At 72.2% G+C, this 14,502-nt stretch carries 15 protein-coding genes; 8 read left to right on the forward strand and 7 right to left on the reverse strand.

Annotation, left to right across the window (positions count from 1 at the left end; translation table 11 throughout):
- Positions 1–72: 72 nt before the first annotated feature.
- Entirely contained in the window at positions 73–1,242 is a 1,170-nt protein-coding gene (locus tag ACZ5DS_RS24155; RefSeq protein WP_468241994.1) for a thiolase C-terminal domain-containing protein, read from the reverse strand.
- A 118-nt stretch (positions 1,243–1,360) separates the two neighbouring features.
- Between ACZ5DS_RS24155 and ACZ5DS_RS24160 the strand changes: the two genes are divergently transcribed.
- The 3 genes from ACZ5DS_RS24160 to ACZ5DS_RS24170 are packed head-to-tail and all read left to right on the forward strand — an operon-like array spanning position 1,361 to position 3,368.
- Positions 1,361–2,545, forward strand: a complete 1,185-nt coding sequence (locus tag ACZ5DS_RS24160; RefSeq protein WP_468241996.1) for an acyl-CoA dehydrogenase family protein — start codon at positions 1,361–1,363, stop codon at positions 2,543–2,545.
- Positions 2,545–3,030: a nitroreductase/quinone reductase family protein gene (locus ACZ5DS_RS24165; protein WP_468241998.1), complete on the forward strand. Its 486-nt coding sequence runs from the start codon at positions 2,545–2,547 to the stop codon at positions 3,028–3,030. Before ACZ5DS_RS24160 ends, ACZ5DS_RS24165 begins: the two co-directional genes overlap by 1 nt.
- 44 nt (positions 3,031–3,074) lie before the next feature.
- The gene (locus ACZ5DS_RS24170; protein WP_468242000.1) at positions 3,075–3,368 is read left to right on the forward strand and encodes a YciI family protein; all 294 of its coding nucleotides are present in this window, start codon (positions 3,075–3,077) and stop codon (positions 3,366–3,368) included.
- A gap of 102 nt (positions 3,369–3,470) precedes the next feature.
- Here the strand turns inward: ACZ5DS_RS24170 and ACZ5DS_RS24175 are convergent, their stop codons facing one another.
- Positions 3,471–4,088 carry a LysE family translocator gene (locus tag ACZ5DS_RS24175; RefSeq protein WP_468242003.1) on the reverse strand — a complete coding sequence of 206 codons (618 nt, stop codon included), beginning with the start codon at positions 4,086–4,088 and terminating at the stop codon, positions 3,471–3,473.
- An 82-nt stretch (positions 4,089–4,170) separates the two neighbouring features.
- Between ACZ5DS_RS24175 and ACZ5DS_RS24180 the strand changes: the two genes are divergently transcribed.
- Positions 4,171–4,623: an Lrp/AsnC family transcriptional regulator gene (locus ACZ5DS_RS24180; protein ID WP_468242005.1), complete on the forward strand. Its 453-nt coding sequence runs from the start codon at positions 4,171–4,173 to the stop codon at positions 4,621–4,623.
- 77 nt (positions 4,624–4,700) lie between these two features.
- Here the strand turns inward: ACZ5DS_RS24180 and ACZ5DS_RS24185 are convergent, their stop codons facing one another.
- Positions 4,701–5,348: a TetR family transcriptional regulator gene (locus ACZ5DS_RS24185; RefSeq protein WP_468242007.1), complete on the reverse strand. Its 648-nt coding sequence runs from the start codon at positions 5,346–5,348 to the stop codon at positions 4,701–4,703.
- Between the two features lie 122 nt (positions 5,349–5,470).
- On the opposite strand from ACZ5DS_RS24185, the gene kbpA reads away from it, so the two are divergent.
- The 3 genes from kbpA (at position 5,471) to ACZ5DS_RS24200 (ending at position 9,529) form a co-directional block, all read left to right on the forward strand.
- Positions 5,471–6,205, forward strand: coding sequence for an AfsK-binding protein KbpA (gene kbpA / locus ACZ5DS_RS24190; RefSeq protein WP_468242009.1), 735 nt, complete (start codon positions 5,471–5,473; stop codon positions 6,203–6,205).
- A gap of 191 nt (positions 6,206–6,396) precedes the next feature.
- Complete coding sequence (afsK, locus tag ACZ5DS_RS24195; RefSeq protein ID WP_468242011.1) at positions 6,397–8,760, forward strand: protein serine/threonine kinase AfsK; 2,364 nt, start codon at positions 6,397–6,399, stop codon at positions 8,758–8,760.
- 178 nt (positions 8,761–8,938) lie between these two features.
- On the forward strand, positions 8,939–9,529 hold the full coding sequence (locus ACZ5DS_RS24200; protein ID WP_468242014.1) for a hypothetical protein: 591 nt from the start codon (positions 8,939–8,941) through the stop codon (positions 9,527–9,529).
- Here ACZ5DS_RS24200 and ACZ5DS_RS24205 read toward each other — a convergent pair.
- Genes ACZ5DS_RS24205 through ACZ5DS_RS24215 form a run of 3 tightly spaced genes read right to left on the reverse strand, consistent with a single transcriptional unit; the run spans position 9,526 to position 11,861 of the window.
- Positions 9,526–10,311, reverse strand: a complete 786-nt coding sequence (locus tag ACZ5DS_RS24205; protein WP_468242016.1) for an enoyl-CoA hydratase/isomerase family protein — start codon at positions 10,309–10,311, stop codon at positions 9,526–9,528. The two genes, ACZ5DS_RS24200 and ACZ5DS_RS24205, sit on opposite strands and share 4 nt — an antisense overlap.
- A complete protein-coding gene (locus tag ACZ5DS_RS24210) occupies positions 10,296–10,703 on the reverse strand; it encodes a Zn-ribbon domain-containing OB-fold protein (protein ID WP_468242018.1) in 408 nt (135 codons plus the stop codon). Before ACZ5DS_RS24210 ends, ACZ5DS_RS24205 begins: the two co-directional genes overlap by 16 nt.
- A gap of 3 nt (positions 10,704–10,706) precedes the next feature.
- Positions 10,707–11,861 (reverse strand): lipid-transfer protein, encoded by a 1,155-nt coding sequence (locus tag ACZ5DS_RS24215; protein WP_468242020.1) that lies wholly within the window; start codon positions 11,859–11,861, stop codon positions 10,707–10,709.
- 92 nt (positions 11,862–11,953) lie between these two features.
- Between ACZ5DS_RS24215 and ACZ5DS_RS24220 the strand changes: the two genes are divergently transcribed.
- Positions 11,954–13,546, forward strand: coding sequence for a FadD3 family acyl-CoA ligase (locus tag ACZ5DS_RS24220; protein WP_468242023.1), 1,593 nt, complete (start codon positions 11,954–11,956; stop codon positions 13,544–13,546).
- On the opposite strand, the gene ACZ5DS_RS24225 is transcribed toward ACZ5DS_RS24220, so the two are convergent.
- Positions 13,521–14,480 (reverse strand): hypothetical protein, encoded by a 960-nt coding sequence (locus tag ACZ5DS_RS24225; RefSeq protein WP_468242024.1) that lies wholly within the window; start codon positions 14,478–14,480, stop codon positions 13,521–13,523. The two genes, ACZ5DS_RS24220 and ACZ5DS_RS24225, sit on opposite strands and share 26 nt — an antisense overlap.
- Positions 14,481–14,502: the final 22 nt, after the last annotated feature.

The following is a 14,502-nucleotide window of genomic DNA, read 5'->3' on the forward strand; positions in this document are numbered from 1 at the left end:
CCTGTGGCTCGTCCGTCGTCGGCAGGAACACCGGCCGACACGAGCCGTCTTCCCGCATGGCCCCCCGGGCGATCAGTTCCGGCCGAGCACCACCGTTCCGGACGAGCAGAACCAGCCCCCCGTCCCGGACACCACGCCGAGGCGCGGCAGCTCCCCGTCCCTGCTCCGCACCTGCCGGTCCCCGCCCTCCCCGCGCAGCTGCCGTACCGCCTCCACCAGCAGGAACAGGCCGCGCATCCCGGGGTGTTGGGCCGACAGGCCACCCCCGTCCGTGTTCACGGGGAGTTCTCCGGACACCAGCAGCCGGCCCTTCTCGACGAACGCCCCGCCCTCGCCCTTCGCGCAGAATCCCAGGTCCTCCAGGGTCACCAGGGTCATGTAGGTGAAGGCATCGTAGATCTCCGCGAAGTCGATCTCGGCCGGGCGCACCCCGGCCCGTTCGAAGGCGAGCCGGCCGCTCACCGCCGCCGGGGAGACCGTGAAGTCCGGCCACTCGGACATCGTGGCGTGGGAGACGTGCTCGCCGGTGCCGAGGATCCACACGGGGCCCGTACGGCAGTCCCGTACGTACTCCTCGGCCACCAGCAGCACCGCCGCTCCGCCGTCCGAGCGGATGCAGCAGTGCAGCTTGGTGAAGGGGTCGGCGATCATCGGGCCGGACAGGACGTCGTCGACCGTGATCGGCTCACGGAACATCGCCTCCGGGTTCAGGGCGGCGTTGGCCCTCGCCTGCACGGCCACCTCCGCCAACTGCTCGATCGTCGTGCCGTGTTCGATCATGTGGCGGCGGGCGGCCATCGCGTACTTGGCGATCAGGGTGTGCCCGTACGGGACCTCGAACTGGAGGGGGCCGCGCGCGCCGAAGGAGAGGTTCCCCGTCCTGCGGCCCGCCTTGATGTCGGCCCGCGCCGTCGAGCCGTAGACCAGCAGGACGGCGTTGGCATGGCCCGCGGCTATCGCGTCCGCCGCGTGCGCCGCCATGACCTCCCAGGTCGAGCCGCCGACCGAGGTGGAGTCCACCCAGGTGGGGCGCAGGCCCAGGTACTCGGCCACCTCCACCGGGGCCAGCGTGCCGAGGCCCGCCGAGGCGAAGCCGTCCACCCGGGCGCGGTCCAGGCCCGCGTCCGCGAGGGCGCGGCGGGCCGCCTGGGCGTGCAGGGTGTACGGGGTCGCATCGTCCACACGGCCGCAGTCGGAGAGGGCCACGCCGGCCACGGCGACTTTCCGGTTCCCGGGCGTCATGAATCTGACGGTACATCAGATCAGGTGTCGCGCGGCAGGTGTCGCACCCCTGGGCTTCCCTCCCCGCCCGGCCTAATATGACGCACCGTCAGATCAGGTCGGAGGGATCGGATCAGCCATGGACACGCGTCTCACCGCCGAGCAGGACGAGATCCGCCGCACCCTGCGCGAGCTGCTGCACAAACGCTGTGGCGCCGAGGAGCTGCGGGTCGCCCTCGACAGCCCGGCCGGGTACGACCCCGCCCTGTGGTCCGCCCTCGCAGGCCGGCTCGGCCTGCCCGGACTCGCCCTCCCCGAGGCGTACGGCGGCGTCGGCTGCTCGGTCACCGAACTCGCCCTCGCCTGCGAGGAGGCGGGGCGGACGCTCGCCCCCTCCCCGCTGCTGGCCACCTCCGTCCTCGCCGCCCCGCTGGTCCTCGCCCTCGGCACCGAGACCCAGCGCGCCGAGCTGCTGCCCCGCCTCGCCGCCGGCACCCGCACCGCCGCCCTCGCCGTCCCCGGCCCCGCCCTCGCCACCGCCCTCGCCCTGACCGGCGGCAACGGCGGCGAGTGGGCCGGCGGGGGCCGGGCGGGGGGCGTGCAGGCCCGGCACGGCGCGGACGGGTGGCGGCTGTACGGGCAGGTCGACCAGGTGCTGGACGGGCACAGCGCCGAGCTGCTCGTGGTCGCCGCGCACACCGGCGGGTTCGCGCGGTCCCGGACGCTGCTGTTCCTGGTCGCGGGGGATGCCCTGGGCGTCGTACGGGCCCGGCAGACCGCCCTCGACGCCACCCGGCCGCAGGGCCGGATCCAACTGCGGGATGCCTCGGCCGAGTTGCTGGGCTCCGCCGACCAGGACGTGCTCCCCGCCCTGGCCGCGCTCGGCGACACCGCCGCCGCCGTGCTCGCCGCCGAGGCGGTGGGCGCCGCCGACCGGGCCCTGGAGCGGACCGTGGAGTACGTCGGGCAGCGGGAACAGTTCGGGCGGGCCGTCGGGTCCTTCCAGGCGGTGAAGCACCGGCTGGCGGACGTGTACGTGGCGGTCCAGGCCGCGCGCTCGGCCGCGTATTACGCCGCCTGGGCGACGGCGCAGGGGGAGAAGGCGGCCGGACTGGCCCTCGCTCAGGCGCTGGAGGCCCTGCGGCGTGCGGCCGGGGAGGCGATCCAGCTGCACGGCGGGATCGGGTTCACCTGGGAGCACGAGGCCCACCTGTACTTCAAACGGGCGGCCGGCGACGAGCTGCTGTTCGGGCCGGTGCACCGGCTGCGGGACCGGGCCGCGGAGACCGCCGGGCTGTTCGCGCGCGGGGAGGTGGCGGTCTGATGGCGTCGTCCGTCGGCGTGCGATTCGTGCAGAAGGTGTCCGCCACCCGGGCCTTCGCGAAGGTCGCCCCGCACGTGATCCCGGCCCTCGACCGGGCCGTCCACCGGCTCACCCGGGGAAAGATGCTGCTCAGCGCGCAGATGCTGCCGGGCGTGATCCTCACCTCGACCGGGGCGCGCAGTGGGCTGGCGCGCCGGACCCCGCTGGCCTGCATGCCGGAGGAGAACGGCCGCAGCTGGCTCCTCGTCGGCTCCAACTTCGGCCGCACCGACCACCCCGCCTGGACCCACAACCTGCTCGCCCGTCCGGACGCCTCGATCAGCTGGAAGGGCCGGGACATCCCCGTCACGGCCCGGCTGCTGGAGGGGGAGGAGCGGGCCGCCGCCTGGAAGGCCCTGCTGGCGTTCTGGCCGCCGTATGCCACGTATCAGGGGCGGGTGGAGCGGGAGATCAGGGTCTTTCGACTGACGCGCGTGGAGGGCTAGGCCCGTCCGATGGGGTAGAGGCCGACAGGCGCTATGGTCCGGGGATGTTCATTGTCACTGTGACGTACACAGCGCCGCTCGACGAGGTGGATCGGTGGAGACCGGCCCATGGTGAGTGGCTGAACGACCTCATCGCGCGGCGGTTGCTCCTCATGGCCGGCCGCCGGCCACAGTGGGTCGGGGGTGTCTATGTCGCCCCTGGGATGCAAGCCGCGGAGCTTGATCGGCTGCTGGCCACCGACCCGTATCTGGTCAACGGCGTGGCGGAGCATCACGTGGTGGAGTTCACGCCGCTGCTGGTGGCGGCCGGCCTTGAGGAGCTCAAGTCCCAGGGCTGAGCAGCCGGGTTGGTCTGGCAGCACCGCTGCTCGTCCGTCAGGTCACCCCCGCTGCTGCCCGGACTATACGGGCGCGTACCGGACCTGGACTGCTCCTCGCCGCTACAGCGTCGCCAAGCGCTCCACCAGCAAGAACGCCCCGATCCCGAGCATCGCCGCCCCCGAGGTGCGGGTGACCGCGCGGGCCGCCGCCGGGCGGGCCGCCAGGAGGGCGCGGGCGAGGGTGCCGACGGTGAGGTAGACGGCCGCGCAGCATGCCATGTGCAGCAGGCCCAGGGTCGCCGTCTGTACGGGTACGGGCAGATGGGCGCCCCGGAGGGTGAGGAACTGGGGGAGCACGGAGAGGTAGAGCAGCAGGCCCTTGGGGTTCAGGCCGCTGATCGTGGCGCCCCGCAGGAAGAGCCGGCCGTCGGTCGCTGTCGTACCGTCCGCGTCCGGGACGGCCGGGCGGCGCAGCACCCCCCAGCCCAGCCACAGCAGATACCCGGCGCCCGCCACCGTCAGCGCCGTCAGCAGTCGGGGCGAGCCCGCCACGAGCACAGCGAGGCCTGCTGTCGCCAGGACCGTGTGCAGGGCGTACCCGGAGACCAGGCCCGCCACCGCGCGCGGTACCGAGCGGCCGCGCAGGGCGGTCGCGATGACGTACGCCCAGTCGGCGCCCGGTACGCACACCAGCAGCAGGTCGACGGCGAGGAAGGAGAAGAGCAGGGCCGGATCCATACAGGGGACATTAGGCGTGAATGGCCCGAAAGTGTTCCCGAAGTTTGCCCATGATCACATGATCTGAGCAAATATCTTCTTCATGGACGACGTGGATCGGAAAATCCTTGCCGAGCTGCAGCAGGACGGGCGGCTGACCGTGACCGAGCTGGCCGCCCGGGTGCGCCTCAGTGTCTCGCCCTGCCACCGGCGGCTGCGTGAGCTGGAACGTTCCGGTGCCATCCAGGGCTACCGGGCGGTGGTGGACGCGGCCGCGCTCGGGCTGACCTTCGAGGCGCTGGTCTTCGTCTCCATGCGGCAGGAGGACCGGGAGACGGTCGCCGAGTTCGAGCGGGCGGTCAGCGAGCTGGAGCACGTCCTCGACGCCCAGCGGCTGTTCGGCGAGCCCGACTATCTGCTGCGGGTGGCCACCGCCGACCTCGCCGCCTTCCAGCGGCTGTACGACGAGCGGCTCGCGACGCTTCCGGGGGTGCAGCGGCTCACCTCCACGCTGGTGATGAAGCACGTGGTGAAGGACCGGCCGCTGCCCGCATAGCAACGCAGGCGGTGGCTCACCGCGGGTGAACCACCGCCTGCCAGACAGGACTTGGGGTCTGGAAAAAGGGCCGGGTGCTACTTCGTCGGCTTCTTTCCGGTCACGCCCAGGTGGACCAACAGTGCCAGGTTCGGCTTGAGTTCGGCCTGTTTGACGCCCCAGGTCTGGAAACCCTTCTGGTGCGCGGCCACCGCGGCGAGCATCGCGACCAGCGAGCCCGCGATCGCGGCGGGGTTCACGTCCTTGTCGACCCTGCCCTTGGCCTGCAGTTCGGCGATGGACTCCGCGAGGGAGTTGTTCACCGAGTTCAGGATCTTCATGCGGAGCTTGTAGAACCGTTTGTCCCCCTCGGCGGCGCCGAGGTCGACCACGCGCAGGATCGCGTCGTTCTTCCGCCAGAACTCCAGGAAGCCGTCCACGAGTTCCTGCGCGGTCTGCCAGCCCGACTTGCCCGCCCAGGAACGCCCTGCGAGCAGCTCGGTCAACCCGGCGCCCTCGGCGGCCATTTGCTCGGCGATCTCCAGGACGGCACCTTCGACGTCCGGGAAGTACTGGTAGAAGGTCGCGGGCGAAGTGCCCGCCTTCCGGGCGACATCGATGACCTTGACGTCCCGGTAGGGGGAGGAGCTGAGCATCTCGCTGAGGCAGTCGAGCAGCTTCTGCCGGGTCGCCTGCCCACGCCGGCCGGCCACGCGGCCGTCGACGGTACGCACTTGTCCTGTCATGCCGTCAGCTTACCGAGGGGTGATGGGAGCGCGATTCGGCCGACTGCAAATGGGGTGCACGGGTGTATCCGGGGTGGTGTGGCTGGTCTGCGGGGTGCGCACGGCGCGGTTACTTTGGCGACATGGCCGAAAACAGGGCATCCACGAACGAAGAGGCGTACGGAGAGGGTGTCCCCTGCTGGGTGGACGCCCAGCTGTCCGACGTCGAGGCGGGCAAGCGGTTCTACGGTGAGCTTTTCGGGTGGACCTTCGAGGCCGCCTTCGGCTCCTTCTGGCTGGCCCGGCTGGGCGGTGAGCCCGTCGCCACGCTGGCGCAGAAGGCGGACGGCCGGCTGCCCACCGTCTGGACGGTGTACTTCGCCACCCCGGACGTCGCGGCGCTCACCCGGCGGATCACGGCGGCCGGCGGACAGGTCGTGATGGCCCCCACACAGCTGGAGGACCTGGGCACGGCCGCTCTCGCCGCCGACCCCGAGGGCGCGGTGTTCGGCCTGTGGCAGCCGGGCAGCCACCCCGGCTTCGGCCGACGGCGCGAGCCGAACACGTTCGCCTGGGTGCAGCTGTACGCCCGCGACACCGCCGCCGCCAACGCCTTCTACGGTGATCTCTTCCACGACGCCCTGTTCGGCGCCGACGCCGAGCCCGACTTCGGCCGTGCGGCCGTCTCCGAGGTCTTCCCGGCCGAGATGCCCCCGCACTTCATCTCCCACTTCCGGGTCACGGACCTGGACGACGCCCTCGGGGCCGTGCAGCGGCTCGGCGGGCGGGTCCAGGTGCCACCCTTCGAGACGTCGTACGGACGAGTGGCCGTCGTCACCGACAATCAAGGGGCGTCGTTCGCGCTACTGCAGCGGTGAGGCAGGTCCTACGGCGATGAAATGACCGTATTCGGCACGAGACACCCCAATTCATCACCGGGTTCGCAACCAGCCGCCCGGCCAGGAAGAATCGGGGTGCGTGCCGCCATGGCGGTGCGGTGGTGAGACGCTGCACTTCGGTCGCGTCCATATGGAGAGTGGCGCGGCTCGTACGGGGAGGTGGCAGGCAAGTGGTGGATCAGCTGACGCAGCACGATCCGCGGCGGATCGGGCCGTTCGAGGTGCTGGGCCGGCTGGGCGCCGGCGGCATGGGGCTGGTCTATCTGGCACGCTCGGCGTCCGGCCGGCGCGTGGCGATCAAGACGGTCCGCACCGAGCTGGCCGAGGACCAGCTCTTCCGTGTCCGCTTCACCCGTGAGGTGGAGGCGGCCCGCGCGGTCTCCGGCTTCTACACGGCCGCCGTGGTCGACGCCGACCCCCGCGCCGCCGTGCCCTGGCTGGCCACCGCCTACGTCCCCGCGCCCTCCCTCGAGGAGATAGTGAACGACTGCGGGCCGCTCCCGGCCCAGGCCGTGCGCTGGCTCGCCGCGGGGGTGGCGGAGGCCCTCCAGTCCATCCACGGCGCCGGCCTGGTCCACCGCGACCTGAAGCCCTCCAACGTCCTGGTGGTCGAGGACGGCCCTCGGGTGATCGACTTCGGTATCGCCTCCGGTGTCTCGAACACCCGTTTGACCATGACGAACGTCGCCGTCGGCACGCCCGCCTACATGTCCCCCGAGCAGGCCAAGGACTCCCGTAGCGTCACCGGCGCCAGCGACGTCTTCTCGCTCGGCTCCATGCTGGTCTTCGCGGCCACCGGCCATCCGCCCTTCCATGGCGCCAACCCGGTCGAGACCGTCTTCATGCTGCTGCGTGAGGGCCCGGACCTCACCGGCCTCCCGGACGAGCTGCGCCCGCTCATCGAGGTCTGTATGCAGATGGAGGCGTCCGGCCGCCCCTCCCCGGCCGACCTCCAGGCCCAGCTCGCCCCGCACCTCTTCGGCTCCGGCTCCGACGACAGCGGCACCGCCTCCGCCTGGCTGCCCGAGAAGGCCGTCGCCCTCATCGAGGCCCGCCGCGGCGGCCGCCCCGCCGCCAAGCCGGGCCCCGCCGCCCCCGGCCCCCGCAGCGGCGGCCGCTCGGCCGTACCTCCGCCCCCGTCCTACGACCCCGCCGTCCCGGCCCCGGCGCCGGTGGGCGCGGTGGCTGCCCCCGACACCGGCCCGGTCCGCCTCGCCGGCGCCCAGGTGCCCATCGGTCCCGGCCCCCGGGTCGCCGACGCCCGCGCCGCCGCCGTCAAGGCACCCCCGCCGGAGGCCGGCCTGGTCGCCAGCTGGTCCCGCCCCCGCGCCGGCGTCAACGGCACAGACCCTGCCGTAGGCCCTGCCGTACCGCCCGCCCCGCCCGCGCCCCCGGAGAGCGCGTCCGGCTGGCGCCCCTGGCGTTTCCGCATGTCCAACGACGTCTGGGGCACCCCGTCCGTCGACGGCGACCTCGTCTACGTCACCTCCTTCGAGGTGCACGCCCTGGACGTGGGCACCGGCCGCCGCCGCTTCAAGACGAGGGATGTCGCCTGGTCCATGGCGGTGGCGGACGGCCGCATCCACGCCTCGGACGGCCCCACCCTGTTCGCCCTGGACGCCCGCGAGGGCACCGACCTGTGGCGGCTGTCCACGGACGCCTGGGTGTACTCCCTGCACGCCGACCGGGGCACGGTCGTCACCGGCACCCGCGGCGGCGGAGTCCAGGCCTGGGAGGCCTCCGGCGGGCAGAAGCTGTGGGAGATCAGCGGCTGCCAGACCGACTTCGAGTCCCCCGAGGCCGGCCCCGCCGTCCACGACGGCACCGTCTACGTCTGGCAGGACGCCCGGCTGCGCGCCCTGGAGGCCCGCACCGGCGAGGAACGCTGGTCGTACCCCATCGGCGACGCGGCCTCCTGCGGCGGCGTCCCGGTCCGCATCACCCCGGCCCCCGACGGCTACGTCTACGTCTGTGCCGGCACCCGGGTCCTCGCGATCGAGGTGGCGAGCGGCCTGGTGCGCTGGCACTTCGAGGCCCCCGCGGTCTTCCTCTGCCCGCCCGCCTTCGCCCCCGGCCCGGCCGTCACGGGCGGCGGCGTCTACCTCGCCGACTACCTCGGCACGGTCTACGCCCTCGACGCGACCGACGGCCGCGACCGCTGGCGCATCGCCACCGAGGCCCGCTCCTCCATCGAGCCGGTCCTGGTGGCCGCCGGGCACGTCCACGTCGGCAGCGGCAAGGGCCTCTACACCCTGGACGCGGTCACCGGTACCCCCAAGTGGCGCTTCCAGGCGGGCGGCGACGTCGTGGGCGCCCCCGCGGTGGCGGAAGGCCGCATCCACTTCGGCTCCACAGACCATCTCCTCTACACCCTGAAGGCCGACGACGGCCGGCTCCGCTGGAAGCTGGCCACGGGCGGCGAGATCACCGGCTCGCCGGTCGTCAAGGACGGCGTGGTGTACGCGTGCAGCAAGGACCGCTGCGTGTACGCGCTCGACGCGGAGAAGGGGACAGGGACGGCCCGCACCGCCTGACCGGGGGACCTGACTCGGGTGACGGCCGTCGTACGGGTGCACGGAAGGGTTCGGACGGCGGCCGTCGCCGTTGGGGAGCGGCGCTGACGTCGCCGCTCCCAGTGCTGACGCTAGCCCCGCTGCGGATCCACCGCCACACAGACCGTGAACGGGCCGGGTGCCCCGATAGGGTGATCGTATGCAGCTTCGGGGGCGCAGACTCAGGTTCACGGCGGTCCTGGCACTCGTGGTGCTCGCGCTGACGGGCTTCTCGCGGGGCCACGGACACAGCGGGCACGGCGGCGGGGGGTGCAGCAGTTCCCACCAGGACCACGACAGTTCGTCCTCGTCGACGTCCGGGGGCGGTTCGTACGGCGATGGGTCCTCGTACGACGACTCGGACGACGACTCGGACGACGACAGCTACGGGAGCAGCGGGAGCAGCGGGAGCGGCAGTACGGGCGGTCACCGCACCTGGCCCACCCACCGCGCCACGTCCACGCCGTCCGGCGGCAGCACGACCCTCGAAGCGGGGACGGCGCGGCTGATCAGCTGTGCGAGCGAGAAGAGGCCGTACGCGACGGTCGAGGTCACGAACCCCAACAACCGCGAGGCCGAATTCCAGGTCTGGGTCACCTTCTACGAGGCTCAGGGCAGCGAACTGGTGAAGAACTCCTCCGTCTCCGTCCCCGCAAACGGCAGGGCAACCACCCGGGTGACCCTCGGACAGCGCTACCGGTCGTCGGTCGACCACTGCGCGGCGGACTCGGAGGCGGAGGCCATGCCCTAACGCAGCCGGTACTCCCGCCCCCTCCCGGCGAACAGTTCCGCCTGCCGTTCGGGCGGCAGATTGCCGAGCGCGATGAGATGCGGCGCCTGCGCGAACGCCTGCGCGCGTGCCGCCTCCTTGGCCGCCCAGAGGGCCCGCACGGTCCCCTGCACGCCCTGCGCCGGATACCCGGCGATGACGGTGGCGCAGCGTACGGCCGCGTCCAACGCCCCGCCCGGCTCGGTGAGTTCGGAGACGAGCCCGACGGCGTGGGCGCGCTCCGCCGAGACGCGTTCCGCGGTGCCCATGAGCATCATCCGCGCGACCTCCCCGTACGGCATCCGCTGGGCCATGAGCACGGACTCGTACGCGCTGACCATCCCGTAGGTGGTGTGCGGATCGAAGAAAGCGGCCGTCGTGTCGGCGACGACGAACTCGCTCTCGCCCAGCAGATAGAAGGCCCCGCCGCAGGCCATGCCGCGCACGGCGGCGACGACCGGCTTCCACAGGTCGTTCGCCTTCGGCCCGATGCCGAGCAGCGGATCGTCCTGCATGTACGGCGACGAGGGCTGCGGTACGACGACGTCCCGGTCGATGCCCGTACAGAAGGCCCGCTCCCCGGCCCCGGTCAGGACGACGGCCCGCACCGAGTCGTCGAACCGCAACTCCCGCCAGACCTGGGCGAGTTCCCGGGCCATGTCGAGGTCGATGGCGTTGAGCCGCTCGGGCCGGTTCAGGGTGACGACGGCGACGCCGGTGTCCTTGTCGGCACAGAGGCGGACGGTGTTCACGCCGGCACCCACTGCGGAAGCCCGCCCGAGAAGACGACCTGAACCCGGGCGCCGATCCGAATGCGGTCCGCATCAAGGGAGTCGAGCCGCGCCCCGGCCCGGCTCACCAGATTCCCGACCAGCCGGATCCGGGGCGCGTCCTCCAGCTCCACGACGATCACGTTGTACGGCGCCTGCTCCGCGTACTCGGGCAGCAGCGGCGGATGCGGCACGACGTACGACCACACGCGCCCGCGTCCCGAGACCGGCCGCCACTCGCTCGCGAAGGACTGGCAGTGCGGGCAGCAGGGGCGGGGCGGGAAGCGGAGCTCGCCGCAGTCGGCACAGGCCTGGACGCGCAGTTCGCCTCGGACCGCGTACTCCCAGAAGGGGGCGCCGTCGGCGTCGGTGACCGGGGTCAGCATGGCTCAGCTCCTCAGGAGAAGGGCGGAGGTGGGGACACCCTCGCCGGCGGTGACCAGACAGGTGGCGGCGTCCGGAACCTGCGCGGTGCTGGTGCCGCGCAGCTGCTTCACCCCTTCGTTGATGAGGTTGAAGCCATGCACATACGCCTCGGAGAGCCCGCCGCCCCCGGTGTTGACGGGCAGCCGCCCGCCGATCTCCAGGGCGCCCTGCTCGGTGAAGGCCCCGCCCTCGCCCCGCCCGCAGAAGCCGTACCCCTCCAGCGAGAGCGGTATCAGGGCCGTGAACGCGTCGTAGATCTGCGCCACGTCCACGTCGTCGGGCGTGAGGTCGGCGTGCTTCCACAGATGCCGGGCGGCGGTCCAGGCCGGGCCGGTGAGGGGGTCGTCGTTCCAGTAGTTGACCATGCCGTGGTGCTGGGCGGGCAGGCCCTGGGCGGCGGCGTGGACGTAGACGGGGGCCTGGCGACAGTCCCGAGCCCGCTCCCTGCTGACGACCACACAGGCCAGGGCCCCATCCGTCTCCAGACAGTTGTCGAAGAGGCAGAGGGGCTCGCTGATCCAGCGGGAGGTCATGTACATCTCGCGGGTCAGCGGCCGCTCGTACATCACCGCGGCGGGGTTCTGGTTGGCCCGGTTCCGGCAGGCGAGGGCGACGTTGAACAGGTGATCGCGGGTGGCGCCGTACTCGTGCATGTAGCGACGGGTGAGCATGGCGATCTCGTCGGCGGGCCGGAGCAGCCCGAAGGGCCGGGTCCACTGGGCGGGAGTGGGGAGTTGTGCGCTGGTGTTCGTCCAGGGCCGGGGCCCGGACCCCCGCTTCCGTGACCGCCAGGCGACGCCGACGGTGGCCTGCCCGGAGGCGATGGCGGCAGCAAGGTGCGCGACGGTCGCGCAGGACCCGCCACCCCCGTACCCCACCTTGCTGAAGAAGGTCAGATCGCCGAAGCCGACCGCCTTGGCCAGCTCCACCTCGTCGGTCTCCTCCATGGTGTAGGAGGCGAGGGCGTCGACCTCGCCGGGTGCGATCCCGGCGTCGTCGAGGGCGGCGAGGACGGCCCGGCAGGCGAGCGTCTTCTCGTCCTCCGGGAGCTGCCTGGCGAAGGCGGTCTGCCCTATCCCGACGATGGCGGTGGCGTCTTTCAGCCCCGTTCCTGCCATGGTGCACCCACCCCTTCAGCTGCTGACAGTCCGTCAGGTTACCGCTAATCTGACGGGTAGTCAGCTATGCGTAGGGGGCTTAGGGGGCTGCTATGAGTGACTGGGGCACCATCCCGGGTCTGGTGCGATGGTCGGCCGAGCGGTACGCGGACACCGAGGCGGTGGTCGAGGGCCGTACGAGGATCACGTTCGCGGAACTCGGCGCCCGCGTGGAGCGCGCGGCGGCGGCCTGCCTGGCGAGCGGCGTGCAGGTGGGCGACCGGGTGGCGGTCTGGGCCCCCAACTCCCTGGACTGGATCGTCTCCGCGCTGGGCGCGGTGTCGGCGGGTGCGGTGCTGGTGCCGTTGAACACCCGCTTCAAGGGCACGGAGGCGGCGGACGTGCTGCGCCGCAGCGGGGCCCGGCTGCTGTTCGTGACGGGCACGTTCCTGGGCACGTCGTACGTGGCGTCGCTGCGGCGGGCGGCCGGGACTTCCGAGGGCGCCGGCCACCCGCTGCCCGGGCTGCCGGCGCTGGAACAGGTGGTCGTGCTCTCGGAGGACGCCCCACAGGACTTCCGCACCTGGAAGGACTTCCTGGCGGGAGGGGAGGGGGTCGGCGACGCCGAAGTACGCGCTCGCGGGAAGGTGTTGGACGGCGGCTGCCTGTCGGACATCATCTTCACCTCGGGGACGACGGGCCGCCCGAAGGGGGCGATGATCACCCACGAGCAGACGCTGACGGCGTACGAGATCTGGGCGGACCTGGCGGGCCTGCGCACCACGGACCGCTACCTGATCATCAACCCCTTCTTCCACACCTTCGGCTACAAGGCCGGGGTGATCGCGTGCCTGATGCGCGGGGCGACGATGATCCCGCAGCCGGTGTTCAACGTGGACACGGCCCTGGCGAACATAGCGGCCGAACGGATCTCGGTCCTGCCGGGCCCCCCGACCCTCCATCAGTCACTCCTGGACCACCCGTCCCGGGATGCCCACGACCTCTCGGCGCTGCGGCTTGTGGTGACGGGCGCGGCGGTGGTGCCGCTCCGGCTGGTGGAACGCCTGCGCGGCGAACTCGGCGTGGGCACGGTCCTGACGGCGTACGGCCTCTCCGAGGCGACCGGCATCGTCACGATGTGCCGCCGCGGCGACGACCCGTCGGTGATCGCGTCCACCTCCGGCCGGGCGATCCCCGGTACGGAGGTGAAGGTGGTCGACGCGGGAGGCACACCGGTACCGCCGGGCACGCCCGGGGAGGTGCAGGTCCGGGGCTTCAACGTCATGCGGGGCTACTACGAGGACCCGGCGGCGACGCGGGAGGCGATCTCACCGGAGGGCTGGCTGAGCACGGGCGACGTGGGCGTCCTGGACCCGTCCGGCAACCTCCGCATCACGGACCGCCTCAAGGACATGTTCATAGTCGGCGGCTTCAACGCGTACCCGGCGGAGATAGAGCAACTGCTGGGCGTACACCCGGATGTGGCGGACGTGGCGGTGATCGGCGTACCGGACCCGCGCCTCGGCGAGGTCGGCAAGGCGTTCGTCGTCCGCCGCCCGGGCTCAGTCCTCACGGGGGACGACCTGATCGCCTGGTCGCGGCGCGAGATGGCGAACTACAAGGTGCCGAGGACAGTGGAGTTCGTGGGGGAACTGCCGCGGAATGCGAGCGGGAAGGTGGTCAAGGGGGAGTTGCGGGTGCGGTGAGGCGGGGTTGAGGTGGGGCGGGGTTGAGGTGGGGCGGGGTTGCGGGGAGGGAGTTGGTCAGTGACCGTGGCGCGCCGAAGCGGAGGAGGCTGCGGACCTCCGGACACTGCAGGATCTGGTTGAAGCGGGCCATGTCCTGCCGGTGAGCGTTGCGGGTGCCGTGGTAGGCGTAGCCCTCGATCTCGACTGCCAGTCCTTCGGCCCGGAACAGGAAGTCGAGGTAGCGGCGGCGGCCGTCAGGGGTGCGGACCTCGGCCTGGGTCTCCGGGTGCAGGCCGGCGTCGTACATGTGCAAGCGCGCCATCGTCTCCGCCGGTGAGCCGGCGCTGCCGTCGACGAGGCTCAGCCAGGTGCGGGCTCGGTTGGCTCCCCGGAGCGGAGCCTCGAGGGAGAGGGACAGGGCCGGCAGAGTGGTGAGCGGCGGTCGGCGCGACCCGTTGACCCTGCGGTAGGTGAGCGCGGACTCGACCGCCACGAGGGCGTCATCCCTCGGGCCGGTGCGGAGGAGGTCGGCGAGGGTGCGGCGGACGCCGGTCACGCGTAGGCCGCGTAGGTCGACCACGTCGGTCCTGGTGAGGGGGAGGCGGTAGGCCCGTACGCCGGAAACCCGTTGGGCGTGGCTGCCCTTGGGGTCGGTGAACTCCAACTCCAAGCCGTCGGGAGAGCCGACGGCCAGGGTCTCGATCCCCCACAGCCGGGCGGCCGAGCGGTGACTCGCGACGAGCCGCGGCTTGAGAAGCTGCTCGGCCCTCAGCCGGAGAGAAAGGTCTACGGCCCTCCCGGCCTCGACCCAGACACCGGACCGGAGCTGGGTCCACCCCTCCGAGGCGAGCCGGCGGAAGAGGGAGCCCCGAGACCAGCCGGCCTGCAGGGCGTGTGAGGTGAGCAGCAGGCCGTCGTCGGTGAGGTCCCCCAAGGTGCGGCCGTGCTGCATGGCATCAGTGTGCCGATGGAGG

Source organism: Streptomyces sp. NPDC031100 (genome assembly GCF_055570785.1).